Origin of the sequence: Constantimarinum furrinae, assembly GCF_014295415.1 — a bacterium.
Lineage (GTDB): Bacteria > Bacteroidota > Bacteroidia > Flavobacteriales > Flavobacteriaceae > Constantimarinum > Constantimarinum furrinae.
On record NZ_CP052909.1, the window covers coordinates 2172463 to 2190773 of the forward strand.

The 18311-nt window shown below is 40.6% G+C and carries 18 protein-coding genes and 1 riboswitch; of the genes, 7 read left to right on the forward strand and 11 right to left on the reverse strand.

Annotated elements, in window-relative coordinates:
• Positions 1–53 precede the first annotated feature (53 nt).
• Positions 54–353, reverse strand: a complete 300-nt coding sequence (locus tag ALE3EI_RS09895; protein WP_186988214.1) for a GNAT family N-acetyltransferase — start codon at positions 351–353, stop codon at positions 54–56.
• Between the two features lie 344 nt (positions 354–697).
• On the opposite strand from ALE3EI_RS09895, the gene ALE3EI_RS09900 reads away from it, so the two are divergent.
• Genes ALE3EI_RS09900 through ALE3EI_RS09910 form a run of 3 tightly spaced genes read left to right on the forward strand, consistent with a single transcriptional unit; the run spans position 698 to position 2734 of the window.
• A complete protein-coding gene (locus ALE3EI_RS09900; protein WP_186988216.1) occupies positions 698–1360 on the forward strand; it encodes an alpha/beta fold hydrolase in 663 nt (220 codons plus the stop codon).
• A gap of 59 nt (positions 1361–1419) precedes the next feature.
• Positions 1420–2352, forward strand: coding sequence for a lytic transglycosylase domain-containing protein (locus ALE3EI_RS09905; RefSeq protein WP_186988218.1), 933 nt, complete (start codon positions 1420–1422; stop codon positions 2350–2352).
• Positions 2353–2362: 10 nt separating this feature from the next.
• The gene (locus ALE3EI_RS09910) at positions 2363–2734 is read left to right on the forward strand and encodes a sulfite exporter TauE/SafE family protein (RefSeq protein WP_186988220.1); all 372 of its coding nucleotides are present in this window, start codon (positions 2363–2365) and stop codon (positions 2732–2734) included.
• 4 nt (positions 2735–2738) lie between these two features.
• On the opposite strand, the gene ALE3EI_RS09915 is transcribed toward ALE3EI_RS09910, so the two are convergent.
• Together ALE3EI_RS09915 and ALE3EI_RS09920 are read right to left on the reverse strand one after the other, a co-directional pair.
• Positions 2739–3443 carry a TlpA family protein disulfide reductase gene (locus ALE3EI_RS09915; protein ID WP_186988221.1) on the reverse strand — a complete coding sequence of 235 codons (705 nt, stop codon included), beginning with the start codon at positions 3441–3443 and terminating at the stop codon, positions 2739–2741.
• Between the two features lie 145 nt (positions 3444–3588).
• On the reverse strand, positions 3589–4155 hold the full coding sequence (locus ALE3EI_RS09920; RefSeq protein WP_186988223.1) for a DUF2892 domain-containing protein: 567 nt from the start codon (positions 4153–4155) through the stop codon (positions 3589–3591).
• A gap of 155 nt (positions 4156–4310) precedes the next feature.
• On the opposite strand from ALE3EI_RS09920, the gene rpmH reads away from it, so the two are divergent.
• The 3 genes from rpmH to ALE3EI_RS09935 all read left to right on the forward strand — a co-directional run bounded on the left by rpmH (position 4311) and on the right by ALE3EI_RS09935 (position 8073).
• The gene (gene rpmH, locus ALE3EI_RS09925; RefSeq protein ID WP_114492135.1) at positions 4311–4469 is read left to right on the forward strand and encodes a 50S ribosomal protein L34; all 159 of its coding nucleotides are present in this window, start codon (positions 4311–4313) and stop codon (positions 4467–4469) included.
• 103 nt (positions 4470–4572) lie between these two features.
• Positions 4573–7425 carry a carbamoyl-phosphate synthase large subunit gene (gene carB / locus ALE3EI_RS09930; protein WP_186988225.1) on the forward strand — a complete coding sequence of 951 codons (2853 nt, stop codon included), beginning with the start codon at positions 4573–4575 and terminating at the stop codon, positions 7423–7425.
• Positions 7426–7500: 75 nt separating this feature from the next.
• Positions 7501–8073, forward strand: a complete 573-nt coding sequence (locus ALE3EI_RS09935) for a T9SS type A sorting domain-containing protein (protein WP_186988227.1) — start codon at positions 7501–7503, stop codon at positions 8071–8073.
• Positions 8074–8123: 50 nt separating this feature from the next.
• Here the strand turns inward: ALE3EI_RS09935 and ALE3EI_RS09940 are convergent, their stop codons facing one another.
• The 5 genes from ALE3EI_RS09940 to ALE3EI_RS09960 all read right to left on the reverse strand — a co-directional run bounded on the left by ALE3EI_RS09940 (position 8124) and on the right by ALE3EI_RS09960 (position 12852).
• On the reverse strand, positions 8124–8492 hold the full coding sequence (locus ALE3EI_RS09940) for a 6-phosphogluconate dehydrogenase (RefSeq protein WP_186988229.1): 369 nt from the start codon (positions 8490–8492) through the stop codon (positions 8124–8126).
• A gap of 6 nt (positions 8493–8498) precedes the next feature.
• Positions 8499–9821: a DNA recombination protein RmuC gene (gene rmuC, locus ALE3EI_RS09945; RefSeq protein ID WP_186988231.1), complete on the reverse strand. Its 1323-nt coding sequence runs from the start codon at positions 9819–9821 to the stop codon at positions 8499–8501.
• A gap of 75 nt (positions 9822–9896) precedes the next feature.
• Positions 9897–10691, reverse strand: coding sequence for an ABC transporter ATP-binding protein (locus ALE3EI_RS09950; RefSeq protein ID WP_186988233.1), 795 nt, complete (start codon positions 10689–10691; stop codon positions 9897–9899).
• Positions 10691–11722, reverse strand: a complete 1032-nt coding sequence (locus tag ALE3EI_RS09955; protein ID WP_186988235.1) for a FecCD family ABC transporter permease — start codon at positions 11720–11722, stop codon at positions 10691–10693. Before ALE3EI_RS09955 ends, ALE3EI_RS09950 begins: the two co-directional genes overlap by 1 nt.
• Positions 11722–12852 carry an ABC transporter substrate-binding protein gene (locus ALE3EI_RS09960; RefSeq protein WP_186988237.1) on the reverse strand — a complete coding sequence of 377 codons (1131 nt, stop codon included), beginning with the start codon at positions 12850–12852 and terminating at the stop codon, positions 11722–11724. Before ALE3EI_RS09960 ends, ALE3EI_RS09955 begins: the two co-directional genes overlap by 1 nt.
• A 65-nt stretch (positions 12853–12917) precedes the next feature.
• A riboswitch (cobalamin riboswitch) is annotated at positions 12918–13114 on the forward strand.
• A 105-nt stretch (positions 13115–13219) separates the two neighbouring features.
• Here ALE3EI_RS09960 and ALE3EI_RS09965 point away from each other — a divergent pair.
• On the forward strand, positions 13220–15148 hold the full coding sequence (locus ALE3EI_RS09965) for a TonB-dependent receptor plug domain-containing protein (protein WP_186988239.1): 1929 nt from the start codon (positions 13220–13222) through the stop codon (positions 15146–15148).
• Here the strand turns inward: ALE3EI_RS09965 and ALE3EI_RS09970 are convergent.
• The 3 genes from ALE3EI_RS09970 to ALE3EI_RS09980 form a co-directional block, all read right to left on the reverse strand.
• Positions 15145–15540, reverse strand: coding sequence for a hypothetical protein (locus ALE3EI_RS09970; RefSeq protein ID WP_186988241.1), 396 nt, complete (start codon positions 15538–15540; stop codon positions 15145–15147). The two genes, ALE3EI_RS09965 and ALE3EI_RS09970, sit on opposite strands and share 4 nt — an antisense overlap.
• Positions 15541–15608: 68 nt before the next feature.
• Positions 15609–16772 (reverse strand): cadherin repeat domain-containing protein, encoded by a 1164-nt coding sequence (locus ALE3EI_RS09975; protein ID WP_186988243.1) that lies wholly within the window; start codon positions 16770–16772, stop codon positions 15609–15611.
• A gap of 25 nt (positions 16773–16797) precedes the next feature.
• Complete coding sequence (locus ALE3EI_RS09980; protein WP_186988245.1) at positions 16798–18198, reverse strand: S41 family peptidase; 1401 nt, start codon at positions 18196–18198, stop codon at positions 16798–16800.
• Positions 18199–18311 lie beyond the last annotated feature (113 nt).

The following is an 18311-nucleotide window of genomic DNA, read 5'->3' on the forward strand; positions in this document are numbered from 1 at the left end:
CCGAAAGCCTGACCCCGCCGGAGCGGTTGGAAATCGCGAAAAGGGGGAACGCTCTAAATACTTATACCAACAGGAAGGAGATCTCTGTATTTGCGTCTGTTTTTACGCATGAAGGAAGCAATTTCAGGGCTGGTTGGTACCAGACTAATTCCGCGCCCCCGTACTTCTTCAAATACGGCTTTAATAAAAATATCACGAAAACCCTGGTCTTCCATGTCCTGAGGCATATCGTATTTGGTAAGGAAGATCTTTCTATCCTGCAACGCGTATTCTATTCGGGCCAGATTATCGCCCACTTCCAGTTCAAATTGTCTTAAAAATTCGTTGTCGGTGATTTCTACATCTTCTATCATAGGGAGGGGTTTTAGTACGTTGGTGCTTTAAAGAGGGCTGCGTAGTCATGGCGAACCATGTAATGGCTGTAAGAGGAGAAATATAGTAATCTACTTCTAATCCCTGTGATAGTGTATGCAAAAACAGTACCAGAAGGGTGAAATAAATGATTAAACCGAATAAAGTTTCTATTAAATATGCTTGCAAAAAAGGCTTTATTGGCTGAATAAAGCTGATGTATTAACTTTTTGCATGTCTTGATATTCTTCATGTCTGCCCCTGTAACTTTTAAGATAATACTATCTTTACACACAAATTTACGAATTATCTTTTGTCAAAACCATTATTCTCTTGTTAAAGCGACATGAAGTCTGAAAAAACACCTGTTTTCTTTGTTCCGGGCCTCGCGGCAGGAGAGGAGATCTTCAGAAATATAGAATTACCGGGAGAATTCTATGATATACAAGTTCTGGAATGGCAGATTCCGGAGAAAAATGAGACCCTGGTGAGCTATGCCAAACGAATGGCACAACGGATCACCCAAAAAAATGCGGTTTTAGTAGGGGTTTCCTTTGGAGGGGTTGTTGCGCAGGAAATGAGTCAGTTTTTAGAGCTGAAACAACTAATTATCATTTCGAGTGTAAAATCCAGATACGAGCTTCCGCGACGCATAAAATTTGCAAGAAAGACATTTTTTTATAAGTTGATCCCAACCAGTCTGGTATTGAGTGCCGAAGATCTTACAAAATTTGCCATTGGACCTAGAACCGAAAAGCGGCTACGAATCTATCAGGAATATCTTCACGTAAGGGATAAGCAATATTTGGACTGGGCTATAAAACAAATGGTATGTTGGAGTAGAAAAGTTCCCATAAATGAGGTGATCCATATTCACGGAGACAAGGATGTTGTTTTTCCCATAAAGAACATTCAGGGTGCCATTATTTTACAAGGCGGCACCCATATCATGATCATAAATAAAGGCAGGTGGCTGTCTAAAAAACTCATTGAAATTATCGGGAAATAAATGAGTGGGAATACTTTCCTCCGCCTTTTATTTTTTATCTTTAAAGAAAATTTTTAGTTATGAGTATTTTGTCTAAAATAGGGTTGGGGGCAGTGCTGTTCGTAGTTAGCGGTCTGTGTGTTAATGCTGTGCAGGAAGCCCCTACCGACGAATCGATGGTAAAGAAAATGGTGAACGATTACAATGTTTACGCTTTACCGATCCCCGAATCCATGGATTTTGCCGGAGAGCCGGTACCACTTGATGAACCCGATATAAGGGAGCGACTGGACCGCGAATTGCTGGTGAACACCTACTGGCAGTCTAACGGACTTCTATTATTTAAAAAGGCCAATAAATATTTTCCAATTATTGAGCCGTTACTTAAAAAGCACGGACTTCCCGATGATTTTAAGTATCTGGCAGTAGCCGAAAGTGCGTTGGAGAACAACCGTTCTCCTGCCGGAGCTGCGGGTTTCTGGCATTTTTTATCCAGCACGGGCAAGGAATATGGTTTAGAGATCAACGATTATGTAGATGAACGATATAATCTGGAAAAAGCTACAGAAGTAGCTGCCGAATACCTTAAGAAATCCAAAGAGCGATTCGGTAGTTGGACTCTGGCTGCTGCGGCCTATAACGCGGGAAATGCAGGTGTGAATAATCAGATTACTCGTCAGAAGGCATCCAATAATTATTATGATCTGTTATTGAATGACGAGACGAGTCGCTATGTGTTCAGAATACTGGCTTTAAAGGAGATCATGTCCAATCCGAAAAAATACGGCTTTAATTTTAGGCCACAGGATCTGTATAAAACCATTCCCACCTACAAGGTTAAAGTGGATACCCCGGTAACCGATTTTGCCGATTTTGCCAAACAGCACGGGATCAACTATAAGATACTGAAGATCCATAATCCTTGGTTACGTGATACTTATTTAAAAAACAGTTCCGGCAAAGAATATTTTATAGAGATTCCTGAAAAAGGGTACTATAAATCCGTAGAATAAACGATAAACTATGAATTTAACAGTGTTACTCGCTCTTATAGCCATTGGTATTTTAGCAGGAATATTAAGTGGATTTATGGGAGTAGGAGGAGGGGTGGTTATGATTCCGTTAATGATCGTTTTTTTAGGCTACGATCAGCATGAGGCTCAGGGGATGAGTTTAGCGGTACTCGCTGTACCGGTTACCTTTTTGGCGGCGTACAATTATCATTCATCGGGACATCCCATAAATTGGAAATTTGCTTTAGTTATTGCCGTGTGCTTTGTGATAGGAGGGTTTGTAGGGTCGAAATTTGCCGTTTCGATCAATCAGGAGGTACTTAAAAAGGTATTTGCCCTCGTCTTAGTGATCGCGGCACTTAAACTTTTCTTCGGAAAGTGATAAATTATGGATTGTCTTTATTAACAAGTCCTTCATCACCCAGTTCATCAAGATTGATAAGCAGGGAAATCCCATTTAAAAAGGCGTTGTAATTGAGTTCGAAGGAAATGGCGTATTCTTCATTATAATGATGCAGGGCGCCTCGTCGTACATCTACAATTCGTTTGTCTTTATCAATAAAGAAGGAGGTAGGAAACCCAAGACTGTGTTTCATAGTTTGGACAATGTGGTCGTGAGTGTTTTCCATTTCATCCACATAAAGTACTGTGATACGTCTGCTATACTCGCCGGCTACTTTCTTTACCTTTTCCTTTCTATCCCAGAATAGAACGACAAAATCTATGTCTTTGTAATGGCTCTCTGCGATTTCATTTAGTGCGGGAATTTCTCCTTTCCCGGGAGTACACCATGAAGCATAGGTCATTAAGAATACCGGCTTATCAAAATCATTTAGTTCTTTCTTTCTTCCTGAGAGCTTTCTTACCTTAAAATTATCCAGATAGCTGCCGTTTACTACATGATTTATCAAAGAGTCGAACAGAAATTCTGCCCGTTCAAAATCTTCATCCATATAGGCTTGTTGAGACAGGCGGGTGTATTTCTTGATATTTTTTCCAATGGCTTGAGAGAATAGTTCTTTAGGCTCGTTATCCTGTGATAGTGCCGTCATTGAAAACAATAAGAAAAGGAGAAGTAGTTTTCTACCCATACGCATTGTATCTTAAATACTTTGCAAATGTAGATAGTGCTTAGATTAGAAGCCCAACTATTCGATGAAATTACAATAATATTCGATAAATAGCAACTGATTGTCAGACTTTTCCGATAAAACAGCACGTGTCTTTATTGAGAAGTTATCTTCTGCCGCCGCGACCGCCTCTACCGCCGAATTGTTGTCGCGGTTGTCCGGCTTTTTTCATTTGCTGTTTCATCATTTTTATCTGCTCGTCCATCATGTTGTGTTTATCGAGCTTTTTTGCTTCAGCCAAAAGCATTTCGGCTTCGCGCTTTCGGTTTTTAGTCATGGCGATTCCGGCAAGATTTAATTTAGCCATGGCCAGATCTGCATCCATAGACAATCCGAGAGAAACAGCCTTTTTAAAGTATTTTTCGGCTTCATTGATGTTGGTTTGAGAGATCATAAGTCCGTTGAGATAGTTATAGTACCCTTGTTGTTTACGAACTAAAGAAGCCTCGGGATTTTTAATTCTGTCCAGCCATTTTTTAGCACCTTCAAAATCCTGCTTCCGGAGTCTTAAAAAAGCAAGTAAAATGATCTCATTCTTAAAATAAAGGAAGATGAAAATGAGCATTAATAAAATGAACATAATACCGTTTCCAATATTCCCTTCATAGAATTGCCATACTGTTGCCGCGAGGGTTAAAAATGCCAGAACTAATTTTATATTTTTATTGAACATGAGATGTCTTTTTTTGAAGGCCTCAAAGGTATAAAAAACAATCGAAAATATTTTTGATTTTAGGTTTGGGAAAGTAAAAAATGATTGTATATTTGCACCCGACTTTTAGAGGAGGTCAAACAAACGAATATTTTCAGAAGTTTAATCCATTTGCAATGAAAAGAACATTTCAGCCATCAAAGAGAAAGAGAAGAAACAAACACGGTTTTAGAGAGCGTATGGCGTCTGTAAACGGTAGAAAAGTACTTGCCGCGCGTAGAGCGAAAGGCAGAAAGAAACTTTCTGTATCTTCTGAAACTCGTCACAAAAAATAATGTTGATAAGTCATAAATAAAAAGGTGTTGTTTTTTAACAGCACCTTTTTTTTATACCCTAATGCATCGTAATTTTGTACCACAATAAAAATTGATCTGAAAAATGCCCAAAAATGCTTCTTTGAAATCCATCTTAATTATCGGCTCCGGACCTATAGTCATTGGCCAGGCATGCGAATTCGATTACTCGGGTTCTCAATCACTGAGGTCACTACGGGAAGATGGAATTGAAACCATTTTAATTAACTCGAATCCTGCAACCATCATGACCGACCCCACAATGGCCGATCATGTTTACCTGCTTCCCTTAACTACCAAATCCATCATAAAAATTCTTAAGGAACATCCTCAAATTGATGCGGTTTTACCAACTATGGGGGGGCAAACCGCTTTAAATCTGTGTATAGAAGCAGATGAAAAGGGGATATGGAACGATTTTAATGTTGAGCTTATTGGGGTAGATATTGATGCCATTAACATAACTGAGGATAGAGAACAGTTTCGTAACTTAATGGAGAAGATCGGGGTACCCATGGCTCCTCAAGCCACAGCAAACTCTTACCTCAAAGGAAAGGAAATTGCTCAGGAATTCGGGTTTCCTCTTGTAATTAGAGCCTCATATACCTTAGGAGGAGCTGGAGCATCTATCGTATTTAAAGAAGAAGATTTTGATGAATTGCTTACACGCGGACTCGAAATTTCCCCTATTCATGAGGTGATGATCGATAAGGCTATGATGGGCTGGAAAGAATACGAGTTAGAACTGTTGCGTGACCACAACGATAATGTAGTGATCATTTGTACCATAGAAAATATGGATCCTATGGGAATTCATACCGGGGATTCCATTACGGTAGCACCGGCAATGACCTTAAGCGATACCACCTTCCAGCGGATGAGGGATATGGCCATCAAGATGATGCGTAGCATTGGAGATTTCGCCGGAGGATGTAATGTGCAATTTGCAGTGAGTCCCGATGAAAAAGAAGAAATTATCGCTATTGAAATAAACCCACGAGTATCCAGATCTTCGGCTTTGGCTTCAAAGGCTACAGGATATCCCATTGCGAAGATCGCTACCAAACTGGCGATCGGATATAATTTGAATGAACTGGATAATCAGATCACTAAATCTACTTCGGCATTGTTCGAACCCACATTGGATTATGTTATTGTAAAGATCCCAAGATGGAATTTCGACAAATTTGAAGGATCGGACCGTACTTTGGGACTTCAAATGAAAGCCGTTGGGGAAGTTATGGGGATTGGAAGAAGTTTTCAGGAAGCCTTACACAAGGCTACTCAATCACTGGAGATAAAACGAAACGGACTTGGCGCCGACGGCAAAAGTTATACCGACTATGATCAGATCATCAGCAAATTGGAAAATCCAAGTTGGGATAGGGTATTCGTCATATATGATGCCATACAAATGGGAATTCCACTGAGCAGAATACATGAGATCACCAAAATTGATATGTGGTATCTGCGACAGTATGAAGAACTCTATCTGCTGGAAAAAGAAATTTCGACTTTTACTTTAGAAACTCTGCCCCGCGAACTCTTACTTGAAGCCAAGCAAAAAGGGTACGGTGACCGACAGATCGCACATATGCTTAAATGTCTTGAGAGCCAGGTATACAATAAACGAGAAGAACTCAATATTCAAAGAGTCTATAAGTTGGTGGATACCTGTGCAGCCGAATTTAAAGCAGAAACACCTTATTACTATTCTACCTTCGAGAGCGAGATGGAAACTGCCGACGGGAATCGTTATTCAGAAAATGACAGTGTGGTAAGTGATAAGAAAAAGATCATCGTGTTAGGATCGGGACCCAACCGTATTGGTCAGGGGATAGAATTCGATTACTGCTGTGTACACGGTGTGTTGGCAGCTTCAGAAGTGGGTTATGAGACCATCATGATCAACTGTAATCCCGAAACTGTTTCTACCGATTTTGACGTGGCTGATAAACTTTATTTCGAACCGGTCTTCTGGGAGCATATCTACGATATCATTCGGCATGAAAAGCCCGAAGGAGTTATCGTTCAGTTAGGGGGACAAACCGCATTAAAGCTGGCTGAAAAGCTTGATCGCTACGGGATCAAGATCATGGGAACCAGTTTTTCTTCTTTAGACCTTGCTGAGGATCGCGGAAGCTTTTCCAATATTTTAAAAGAGATCAATATACCTTATCCCGAGTTTGGTGTAGCCGAAACTGCAGACGAGGCATTGGCTTTGGCAGATCAATTAGATTTTCCGTTGCTTGTACGTCCTTCTTATGTATTAGGAGGACAGGGTATGAAGATCGTGATCAATAAAAAGGAGTTGGAAGAACACGTGGTGGACTTGCTGCGAAAAATACCGAATAACAAGTTGTTGCTGGATCATTACCTCGATGGTGCCATAGAAGCTGAAGCAGATGCGATCTGTGACGGTGATAATGTGTATATCATTGGAATCATGGAACATATTGAGCCTTGCGGGATTCACTCTGGAGACTCGAACGCAACCTTACCTCCGTTTAATTTAGGGGAATTTGTGATGCAGCAGATCAAGGACCATACTAAAAATATAGCACTAGCTTTAAATACCGTTGGGCTTATCAATATTCAGTTTGCCATAAAGGATGACAAGGTGTATATCATTGAAGCTAACCCGAGAGCGTCGAGAACGGTTCCATTTATTGCCAAGGCCTACGGCGAGCCGTATGTAAATTATGCCACAAAGGTGATGTTAGGTCATAGTAAGGTAACCGACTTCGATTTTAATCCGCAATTGGAAGGATTTGCCATAAAACAGCCGGTCTTCAGCTTCAATAAATTCCCGAACGTAAACAAGCAACTGGGACCTGAAATGAAAAGTACCGGGGAGAGTATATTGTTTATCGATAGTCTTAAAGACGACGAGTTTTACGAGCTGTATTCACGTAGAAAGATGTATTTGAGTAAGTAGTTCTTTTGTGATTTTAGAGCCTCCTAAATTTTTTATTCGTAAATTACTAGGGATAAATCTCTCAAAATCATTACTATGAAAAGAATTTTACTATCCCTGCTGGCACTTTTTGCCTTTGCTATTAACTACGCTCAAACTACACATAACATCAATTGGTTTACAGGAGCGTCCCCTGGCACTACAATAGTTGCCTCAGGAGACACGGTTAATTGGATCTGGACCGATGGAGCTTCACATTCGGTAACATCAGATTCAGGCAGTACCGAAACTTTTGACAGCGGTATTCTCCCTAATGGTTCAACGTATAACAGGGTGTTTACCGATCCCGGAAGCAATCCGTATTTTTGTGTCGTTCACCCTATGATGCAAGGCACTATTGAAGTTGCCCTTATTGGAGTTGAAGAGGATAGGCACTTAACTTTTCAGTATTACCCCAATCCTGTAAAGGATTATTTAAAAATTGATTCTCCTTTGATCATTGATAGTGTTCAATTATTCGATTATAACGGTAAACTCTTAATGGACGCACCGGTAGCTAATAAAGCTACCAATATCTATATGGGAGTTTTTCCTGAAGGGCTATATTTCCTCACTGTTCGATCAGGAGATGCTGTAAAGGCGATTCAGGTAGTTTTGGATAAAGATTAAACATAGGTAACTATTACTATAAATTCTATTTCTAATTGTAATCGGGTTTTTTAATTTCTGTTGAAGTGCGGGGATTGTTCCTCTTCCACATCCGAAATAAAATATTTGGTATCACCCCAGAAAAAGAAGGTATCAAAGCGCTCTTCGTAGGTTAGTTTTACATACTTACCCTGAAACTCCTTTAATTTTTGGATTACTTCTTCCTCCTTGTCCAAAACCGAAAACGAAAATATCTGGGCACCGCTAATCCCCTGACTTATCTCTCCTTCCCAGGTTTTTACAACCACGCCTTTATGACTGAATTTGATCAACTCACCGGCACGAGTACCTTCACTATATGGCACAAAAGATACAAACAGAAAATAAAGGATGTAGATGCCAACTAGACCTCCAAGAATGATAAGTAGTATTTTTTTCATGATAATTTAATCTTCATCTTCCTTCGCCTTGCTTAAAAGCTTCTGGTCAATGTGTTTGCTGGCTTTGGATCCCAATTTTTTCAACCGTTCTACCCGAGTGATAAGGTTGCCCTTACCTGTAAGTTTTTTCATGGTGGTATCGTAACTTCCTTTTACCGTGTTTAATTGATTACCCACTTTTAAAAGGTCATCGGTGAGGTTGACAAACTGGTCGTATAGTCGTCCTGCCTGAGTCGCGATCTCCAGAGCATTCTGCTGTTGTTTTTCATTAGTCCACATACTGTCTACAGTGCGCAACGTAGCGAGCAGGGTAGAAGGAGTTACGATCACAATATTCTTTTCGAAAGCCCAGTTATACAGATTAGTGTCACTATTAAGCGCAACAGCAAAAGCCGGTTCTATGGGAACAAAAAGCAATACAAAATCCGGACTCTCTATCTTATAAATATCCTGATAGTTCTTCGCACTAAGTTGGTCAATATGTTTTTTTAATGAGCTTACATGCTCCTTTAAAAACCTACCTCGGTCATCTTCGTCTTCGGCATTTACAAAACGCTCATAAGCGCTTAAGGAAACCTTGGAATCGATGATCATTTTTTTATTATCGGGCAAATGCAAAACCACATCAGGGAGTACCCTGCGACCGTCATCATTGGTAAAACTGTTTTGCACAAAATATTCCCTGTCTTTTTCCAGACCGCTTTTTTCCAGTACCCGCTCCAGCACCAGTTCGCCCCAATTTCCCTGGATCTTACTGTCTCCCTTCAAGGCTTTGGTTAGGTTGGTGGCTTCCTTGCTCATTTGTTCGTTGAGTTCCTTAAGTCCGATGATCTGCTGCCGCAGCATGGCATGACGGTCTATGCTTTCTTTGTGAGTGTCTTCAATACGTTTTTCAAAGTTCTTTATCTTCTCCTGCAAGGGGTCCAGAATCGTGGTTAGGTTTTCTTTATTCTGAAGGGTGAACTTCGTGGATTTCTCATCCAGGATCTTATTGGCCAGATTTTCAAATTCTTTGGTGAATTTCTCCTGAAGTTTTTCTACTTCAGCTTTTTGTTCCCGATGCCTTTGCTCCAGATTATCGAATTGAGAATTTCGTCGGGTAAGTTCAACGTTGAGAAATTCCTTTTCTTTTCGTATCTCTTCCCGCTCTTTTAGTACGTTTTCAAAACGTTCCTGAAGCTTTTCTTCCTGATGTTGTGCCTGAAGCAATCGTTCTTCCAGTTTCCCGGACTCACTTTTCATTTTAAGACGGGCGAACAGATTGCCCAAAAAAGCACCAATCAGTATACAGACTGCTGCCAGAATTAAAAAGAGGAAGGTTTCGTTCATTTTTTACAATCGGATTGTAGGGAGATTTACAGTGTAACTATTAGATATTGCGTAACGTAAAGATAGGGACAATTTCTATTCTTTTATTCCGAATTTTCCTGTTTTCCCATCAAAATCTATAGTTTCTGAAGGAAATAATGCATCAAATCTTCCGGCTTCGATGAGCGAACACGGACTTCCAAAATATGTCCTTTCCGGCGTCATTACGATCAACTTATTGGCAAGTTGTATCGCCAGATCGATCTCGTGGGTTGAGAACAATATGGTCTTTCCCGTCTCGTTGGCCAGCTTTTTAAGCAGTTTTACAATATAGGCGCGATGATAGAGGTCTAAGTGGGTGGTGGGCTCATCTAATAGTATAAGAGGTGTGTCCTGCGCTAAAGCCCTTGCAATGATCACCCGTTGTAACTGCCCGTCACTGAGCTCAAAACATTTGCGATGCGATAAACTTGTAGTTTCTGTACTTTTAAGAGCTTCTTTTATAACTATTTTATCGTTATCGGATAAGGTTCCCAACCAATTGGTATGTGGTTGTCTTCCTAATGAGACCAGCTCCAGTACCGAAAGATTTCGCGAAGCCTGTGCTTCGGTTAGCACCACGCTAAGAAGACCGGCGAGTTCAATGGAATTATAGGCACTTAGATCATTTCCATTCAATGTAATTGTACCGCTTAATTTCGGTTGCATAGCGGCCAAAGTACGCAGTAGGGTTGATTTTCCAATTCCGTTTGCACCCACAAGACCAATGAGTTCTCCTTTTTGTAATTCAAAATTGATCCCTTCAGATATTACCGAGGAATTCTTTTTGTTGAAATAACCCACTGCGAGATCTTTTGCCTGAAGCACCGTATGTTTTTCTTCCGAAGTCATTAAAACAATAATTTACGTTTTCTCACCAGCAACCAGATCACCACAGGAGCTCCAATAAGCGAAGTGATCGCATTTATGGGCAGGGTATATTCGGTGAAAGGCAATTGTGCTATAGTGTCGCAGAGCAACATTAAAATACTTCCGCTTAGAATTACCGCAGGCAGCAAGATAAGATGGTTAGAAGTGGTAAAAAACTGTCGCGTTAAGTGCGGAACGGCGAGCCCGACAAAAGCGATTGGTCCGGCAAAAGCGGTGATACTCCCGGCCAGAATGCTAGTTGCGATAATGATGATGAAGGTGGTTCGTTTCATTCGAAGGCCCATGCTCTTTGCATAATTTTCACCCAGTAACAATGCATTCAGTGATTTACTACTGAAGAAGGCAAGAAAAATTCCAAAGAAAAAGCAAAAACTTAGAATAAGAATTCCTTTCCAGGACATATTTCCAAGACTACCGAAGCCCCAGAAAATATACTGCTGCAATTGTTCGGCATTACTGAAATACGACAACACAGCGACGATAGCAGCCGTTACGCTTCCAAACATGAGTCCGATGATGAGTATCGCCATAGTATCCTTAACTCTTAGAGTCACAGCCAGAACAGCAAGAAGTACCAAAAAGCTGCCAACCGCCGAAGCGATCACCAGACTCCATTCGCTTAACAGCATACTTCCAAAAAAACCACCAAAGGCCCCGGCACCTAGAATTAGAAAAGCAACACCCAAGCTGGCTCCGCTGCTTAACCCCAGAACAAAGGGACCTGCCAACGGATTTCGAAACAAGGTCTGCATTAACAAGCCTGAGACTGCGAGTCCGCCACCCGATAACATGGCAGTAATTGCTTTGGGAAGACGGTAATCCAATACGATATATTCCCAGCTGGCCTTTGAAGCGCCATTACCGAGAAGTGTGGAAAAAACTTCGCCCAACGCGATGTTCACCGATCCCAGACTTATATTGATCATAAAGACTACGAAGAGCAGCAAGCATAATGCAATAAATGGTTTTCGATATGATCTGGTGAGTTGCATTATTCGATCCGGCTAAAAAAATACAATTGGTGTTCCGGTAAAAGTTCGGGGTGAAGGATCTTAATGATGTCCTTTAAGACCAGATCCGGGCGGTTCGGTGCCAATTCGTAATACAGCACCCCTCCGGTTTCACCTTTTCTAGTTGTAAAGCTGTAGATATGGTTGTTTTGAAACGGATCAAACTGGGCGTACACACTGTGTGCATCTTCCATTTGCTGCTTGCTTACAAATTGACCCGGTCCAATCCAGTACTCGGCATTCTTCCCTTTTTCTAAAACCGCTTCTAGATTGAGGGATAAACTGCCTGTCCCCTCGGTATCATTCCAGAGATAGTCACCGTTGGCATCTTTTATAAACTGAGCCGCCCAACTGTTTCCCTGCGGAAGATACCAAACATCCTTATACATGGCACCACTAAGTACTTTGGGTGTTTCGGTTGCCTTAGCAGCCGTTTCCCTTGCAGCATTGTATCCTGTTTCAATGGTTTTAAAAATACTATCGGCTTCTTTTTCTTTTCCGAAGAGTACTCCGAAAAATTTGATCCATTCGGCTTTCCCCAGAGGAGTCGTTTCGGTCCAATCGGCGTTATAGATCACAGGTATTCCTGTCTTTTGAATGGTGTTTACGGTACTGTTGTTTCCTTCTACCGCAAAGGTTACGACCACATCAGGGGAAAGATCGATAAGGACTTCGGTGTTGATGTCTTCATTTTTTCCCAGTTCCATTATTTTACCATCTGCGATCATTCTTCTGGTTGCTTCGGAAGAAATATAATCCAGATTGGGAAAGCCAACCAGTTTTTCTGAGACTTCAAGCATTTCAAGAGAGGGAATGTGCGTAGTAGAGGTAACTACGATGTTTTTCAGTGGAAGTTCCACCACCGCATCGAATTCTCCTGAAGGAGCCTCAAAACCTTCGTTTACGAGCGCATATTTAAATTCTTGTTCGGCATCCGGCCACGGATTACTGAGTGTCAATACTTTATAGTTGTCGAATTGTTCGATGGAAAAGCCTTTGGCGTATTCTATATTTAATATTTCTGAAGAGGCTTCAGACAGTGGGGATCGCTGCGGGTCTTTGCACCCAAGGGCAGCTATAAAAACTAAAAGGAAGAATACTGGTTTTTGCATATTCAAAAGTAAGATGATTGAATAAAACAGGAAGAAATAAAGACATTAATTTTAATAATTGTGGTATTTTTGATGCGAATTCAGGTGAGCGCAATGCGCGTTCTTAAAAGGGAATTCGGTGAAAAACCGAAGCTGTTCCCGCAACTGTAAGCCTTCCGCGAAAGCGGATCGTGCCACTACATAACCACTGTTTTGAATGTACCAAAACGGGAAGGTAGCACCATAGGCGAGCCAGGAGACCTGCCGGATTCATAACTATTTTGTCAAACTTTCGGGATAAAGGTTTGGGAAACATAAACGAACGGTTGTTGCTAACAAACAACCTGCAGTTCTGCTTTCCTTTCTATTTCCGTTTTTAATCTTAAAAATGAAAAGAAACTATTTGATTCTAATTTTTTCTCTCACGTGTTTCCTCGGAACAGCACAGGTAAACCAAACAGCCGAATCACTGGATTCGGTATTTATCGACACCAAGGTGCCACTGGAACGTAAAAATAGCGGAAAGGTGGTGGTCACAATTACAGCCGAACAACTTGAACAAAGTGCCGGTAAAACTACGGCTCAGATCATTAATGAGGTATCCGGAATAGAGATCAACGGAAGCAGAAGTCATGCTGGCCAGAATCTTTCCTACTATGTTCGCGGTGGAAGAAACAGACAAGTGGTGATCATGGTAGACGGCGTTCAATTAACCGATCCTTCTCAAATTTCAAATGATTATGACCTCCGGTTAATTCCTGCCCACACCATAGAATCTATTGAGATCATTAAGGGGGCGTCCAGTGTGTTATACGGTTCGGGTGCTGCGACTGCTGTTATAAGTATCAATACAAAAAAAGCGTCTCAAAAACCTATTGCTGCTACTTTTATTTCAACTCTGGGGACGAATCGTTCTTCAGAGGATAAGGAGAACTTTCATATCGCCGAATTTACCAACTTTGCGACCGTAAACGGTACCCTTAATAAATTCTTTTACAACGCGAGCTTCAGTAACCGCTATGTAGACGGAATAAGCGCCGTGGCTGCTCCCGAGGGAGAGGACCCTTTTGAAAGTGATGTGTTTGATCGTTTCGACGGCCGGGTAGATCTGGGGTATCGCATTTCAGAAGATATTACTATAAGTCAGTTTTTCGCCTTCGGAAAATTTAAAGCCGGTTTTGATGATTTCAGTTATACCGATGCTAATCACCAATCGTTAACCAAACAATTAAGAACCGGTGGGCATTTTGAATGGAAATATAAAAATGGAGTTTATGTTTTTAACGATAATTACAGCTGGATAGAGCGGGAGATCAAATCGGGGTTTCCGGCAAAATTCGATTCTAGATCCTATGCATTAGACACCTATTTGAATCACAGAATTATTAAAAATTTTAATGTGGTTTTGGGATTAAACTTTACGAACAGCAACTTTAATTCATTCACCATTCCCTTCGGCGCTACTCAGTTTTCTCAGGATGTGGAAGAAGATACCGCTAAATTCAATAGCGCAGACCCTTATGTGAATCTGGTATATATCTCTAATTTTGGGTTAAATCTAAATGCAGGAGCCCGCCTTAATCTTCACAGTGTCTATGATAGTCATTGGGTGTATAATTTTAATCCGTCTTATGTTTTTGAGTTTTCTGAAAACAATTTAAAACTGCTGGGATCTTATAGTACTGCTTACATTACCCCTTCTTTGTTTCAGTTATACGATCCGCTTTACGGTAATGAAGCGTTATTGCCGGAAGAGAATCGCACTATAGAAGGCGGTTTGGAGTTTAGTTCTGAAGATTTCAGAATAAGCGCTGTTTATTTTAACAGAAATGAAGAAAATTTTGTTGATTTTGTGGTGATCGACCCCGATACCTTTCGATCGCAGTATCAGAATATTTCTGAAACCTTTGAAGCCAGCGGAGTGGAAGTAGCGCTGTGGAGAAAATTTGGTGAGCGAGTGACATTTTCATCCAATTATACGAATACCCAGGCCGATGATCGATTTGCGTTGCGCATTCCGGAGCATAAAATTAATGCTACGCTGGGTTACCAACTAGGTTCTAAGACTTCCGTAGGGGTAAACTATCAATATAATAGTGAGAGAAATGACACATTCTTTAACCCGCAAACATTTGTGAGTGAGGATATTTTACTCAGCAGTTATGGAGTCCTGGATTTGAGACTATCCCATCAGGCTACTGATACTATAAAGCTATTTGCAGGGGTTACAAATCTTTTGGACGAAGAATATGAAGAACTGTACAGATACCAGACCCTCGGGAGAAATGTACGACTCGGATTTGCCTTAGATTTTTAGTTTTGGGTAATGCGCTCGTATTTTTCCAGACAGGGTTCAATACAACCCTGATAGTTGAGAATTAAGAATTCATTTTCGAAATAATAGGCTGTCTTTTGCCGGGAAGTATTGCAGTCGCCGGGTGTTATAAGTTTTGCATTCTTATCATAGGTAGCGGTCATGCCCGTTTCCTCTTGTGTGTTATCACAAAAGGAGACCGTTGAAGTTACGGTGCCGTTGTCGTGAAACGTAATTACTTTCTTACTGTCAACAGGACTAAAAGTACCATTACCGTCTCCAATATCGATAAGGGATTCAATATGTTGCCATGAGGACAAAAGTTTTTCATCAGCGCAATCCGACTTGCAGGAAGTAAAGAGCAATATGATGATTATGAGCCAACTAAATTTCATGATTTAAAGAAGTTTAATTCCGGTTATATACATATTTAATCTTTTATAGATCTTGAAATTCATATGATTTAAGGCTCTTGAATGTATTTATATTCAAAAGATTCGTTACCGCAACTTATTGTTTTAGATATAGGATATCCATTGGAATCATACGTGTAGGTATAACTCATCACAGGATTTGAGGATTGAGAATTAAGAACTTCGAGTATGTTGTTTTTGCTTGTCCAAAGGCCACAATTTCTAGATTCAAAATGAAATGGTTCGTTAAATTCGAAATGTTGACTAAAAATAATATGATCCACGTCAAGCCAATTTAATGATACGATGTCAGGAAAAGGATTGCGTTTAGTGTCATATGTAAATAAAATTTGATATCCACTCTGGTCTGTCTTAGAAATCAGGTTTCCATTTCCATCGTATAAATAATCCATCGATTTAGAATTATTCTCATAACGGGACAACCTTCCGTCATTGTCAAAATAAATTGATGTGACTTCGGTTGTGGATTCATTCAATACATCAATTCTCCCTGCTATATACGTAATACTGTAATTCTCTATATAGGTATTAAATTCATCATCTTCAAAATTATGTTCAAGAGCAATAATTCTATTATTTGAATCATAGGTTATATTATATGTGGATGAAAAAGAATAACCAACGCTCCCATACCAAAAACGATATTGGTTAATAAGTTCACCATCGTGTTGCAAACTTACTGTCCAAGCCTGGCTGTAAACATCATAATTTATACGTTCCATGATATAGTTGGAAATATTGATGTTTATATCTGTATCAGTAGATAGGTAGCCACAACCGCTCGTGGTGTGAATATTCTTTATCCTTTGAGTATTTTCATAATACAGATCTATAATGTTTATGGATACATTCGATTCGACACTTGTATTTCCGTCGCTAATTTTTACTACAGCTGTAATTTCTTCATTTATTTCGAAATCAAAGATGGCCGGATCGGCAACGCGCATTTCCCCTGTATCCTCATCCAGATTAACTGCTCCGGGATGAGATTGCTGCACAAACGAAAAAGTTAAATTATTTAAAGACCCATCTACTTCAATAGAGCCTATCAACTGATCGAAATCGGGATTTTCATCAATGCTTATTAAAGAATCGGATGTTGAAAGCGGAGTGTTCAAAGTTTCTCCGGTGTCATCAGACTTACAAGCTATAATTAAACTACATAGTACAATACAAAAAACAATCTTTTTCATAGAATGTGAATTTTTAATGTATGGTTTATTCTTTTTCAGCGATCATGAGCTGATACCCCGGTAATTCGGCTTTCTTTTCTGAAATTTCTTCCATTCGGTTGAAATTGTAATTTACAGGCATGTGGGTTGGAAAGATCTCGTTTAAGGCCTCGGCGAGCAAGGGCTCATTTTCATCTCCTAAAATTCCAAGATTGCTGTAATCTTCGTCCAATGGCACATCCGGTTCCAGTCCGTCTACATAATCGGTAAACCCATTTGCATTGGCTGTTTTAAAGACCAACGGAAGCATTGCATACGTATGGGTGGGGTTTGCCTGACTTCGGCTAAATCCGGGCGCAGGGGCGTCGTACAATAGAAAGGAAGCCTGAAACTTTCCTGTGGTAGTTCCACCTACTTGAACAACATCAATATAGGGATCAAGACCGTTGATCACCAACTCACTTGCCGAAGCTGTTCTACCTGTGGTTAAAATAAAGACACGGGTAAGATTTAAACTGTTAATTGCCTCTCCGGTGGAAATGGTATTGTTAAAAAGGCCATCACTGGCATACTCCTCCTGCCGATCCTCATTCCACTGTTCGGTATAGAACAACTGACCGTTAAATTGTCCGGTGATCATGCTTGAAAGATCCACGGCTGTTTCCACAGATCCGCCGCCATTGTATCGCAGATCCAATATTAACTCGGTGATTCCGTCGGCCTGAAACTGTGCAAACGCTGCGTTGAGTTCCGGGTCGAAATCACGTGTAAAGCTATTGTACATCAGGTAACCGATATTCTGTCCTTCTATGGTCAAGGTTCGTGCAATATGTACCGGGTTTTCGGTATACTCGGTTTTTGTAAGTTCTACCGATTCACCGGTCGGGACCACATCTTCCCCCTGTAATGTTGCCAGACCAATGGTATAGGTATCCGGAGCAAGAAGCTGGCTAAAATTATTCTCAGTGAGTTGTTGACCGTCTACTGTATTAAAGATATCACCTCGTTGTAAACCTTCAGCAGCTGCGTCGGTATTGGGAAGCACGTAACGCACATATCCGAAGACATTCCCGCTGTTGTCGGGATATAACACCAAACCATATTCCATTCCATTATTTAGAGTTGTTCCGCCCAGCGCATTTTCTAAAGCGATATAATCGTCAACCAGCAAACTAAACCTATCTTGGGGGGACAGTAAAAAGTCGAACAGGTCTTCAGGAGTAGTGAAAGTACTTAAAAAAGCATCCAGATCTTCCGAACTCGCAAAAGCATCGTTCGCCAGTTCGGGAGTATCGGCCTTATAGAGGTAAAAGAAATTAAGTCCGCGATAAATAAAATTTTGTATTTCGAGGGCCGAGGCTACCTGAAGCGTGTCATCTCTGTCTTCAAAACATGAGGTAAATAAGGTAGAGACCGCGATTAGGGCGAGTAGGATCTTCTTTTTCATGAATTATTTTTTCTGAATATGTCTTCTAAACTCCTAAAATAGGGACATTATTGCGAAACATCAACTAAATTGTAACAAAAATTGCAGTAGTTCGTCGTAACAATAGAACGGCA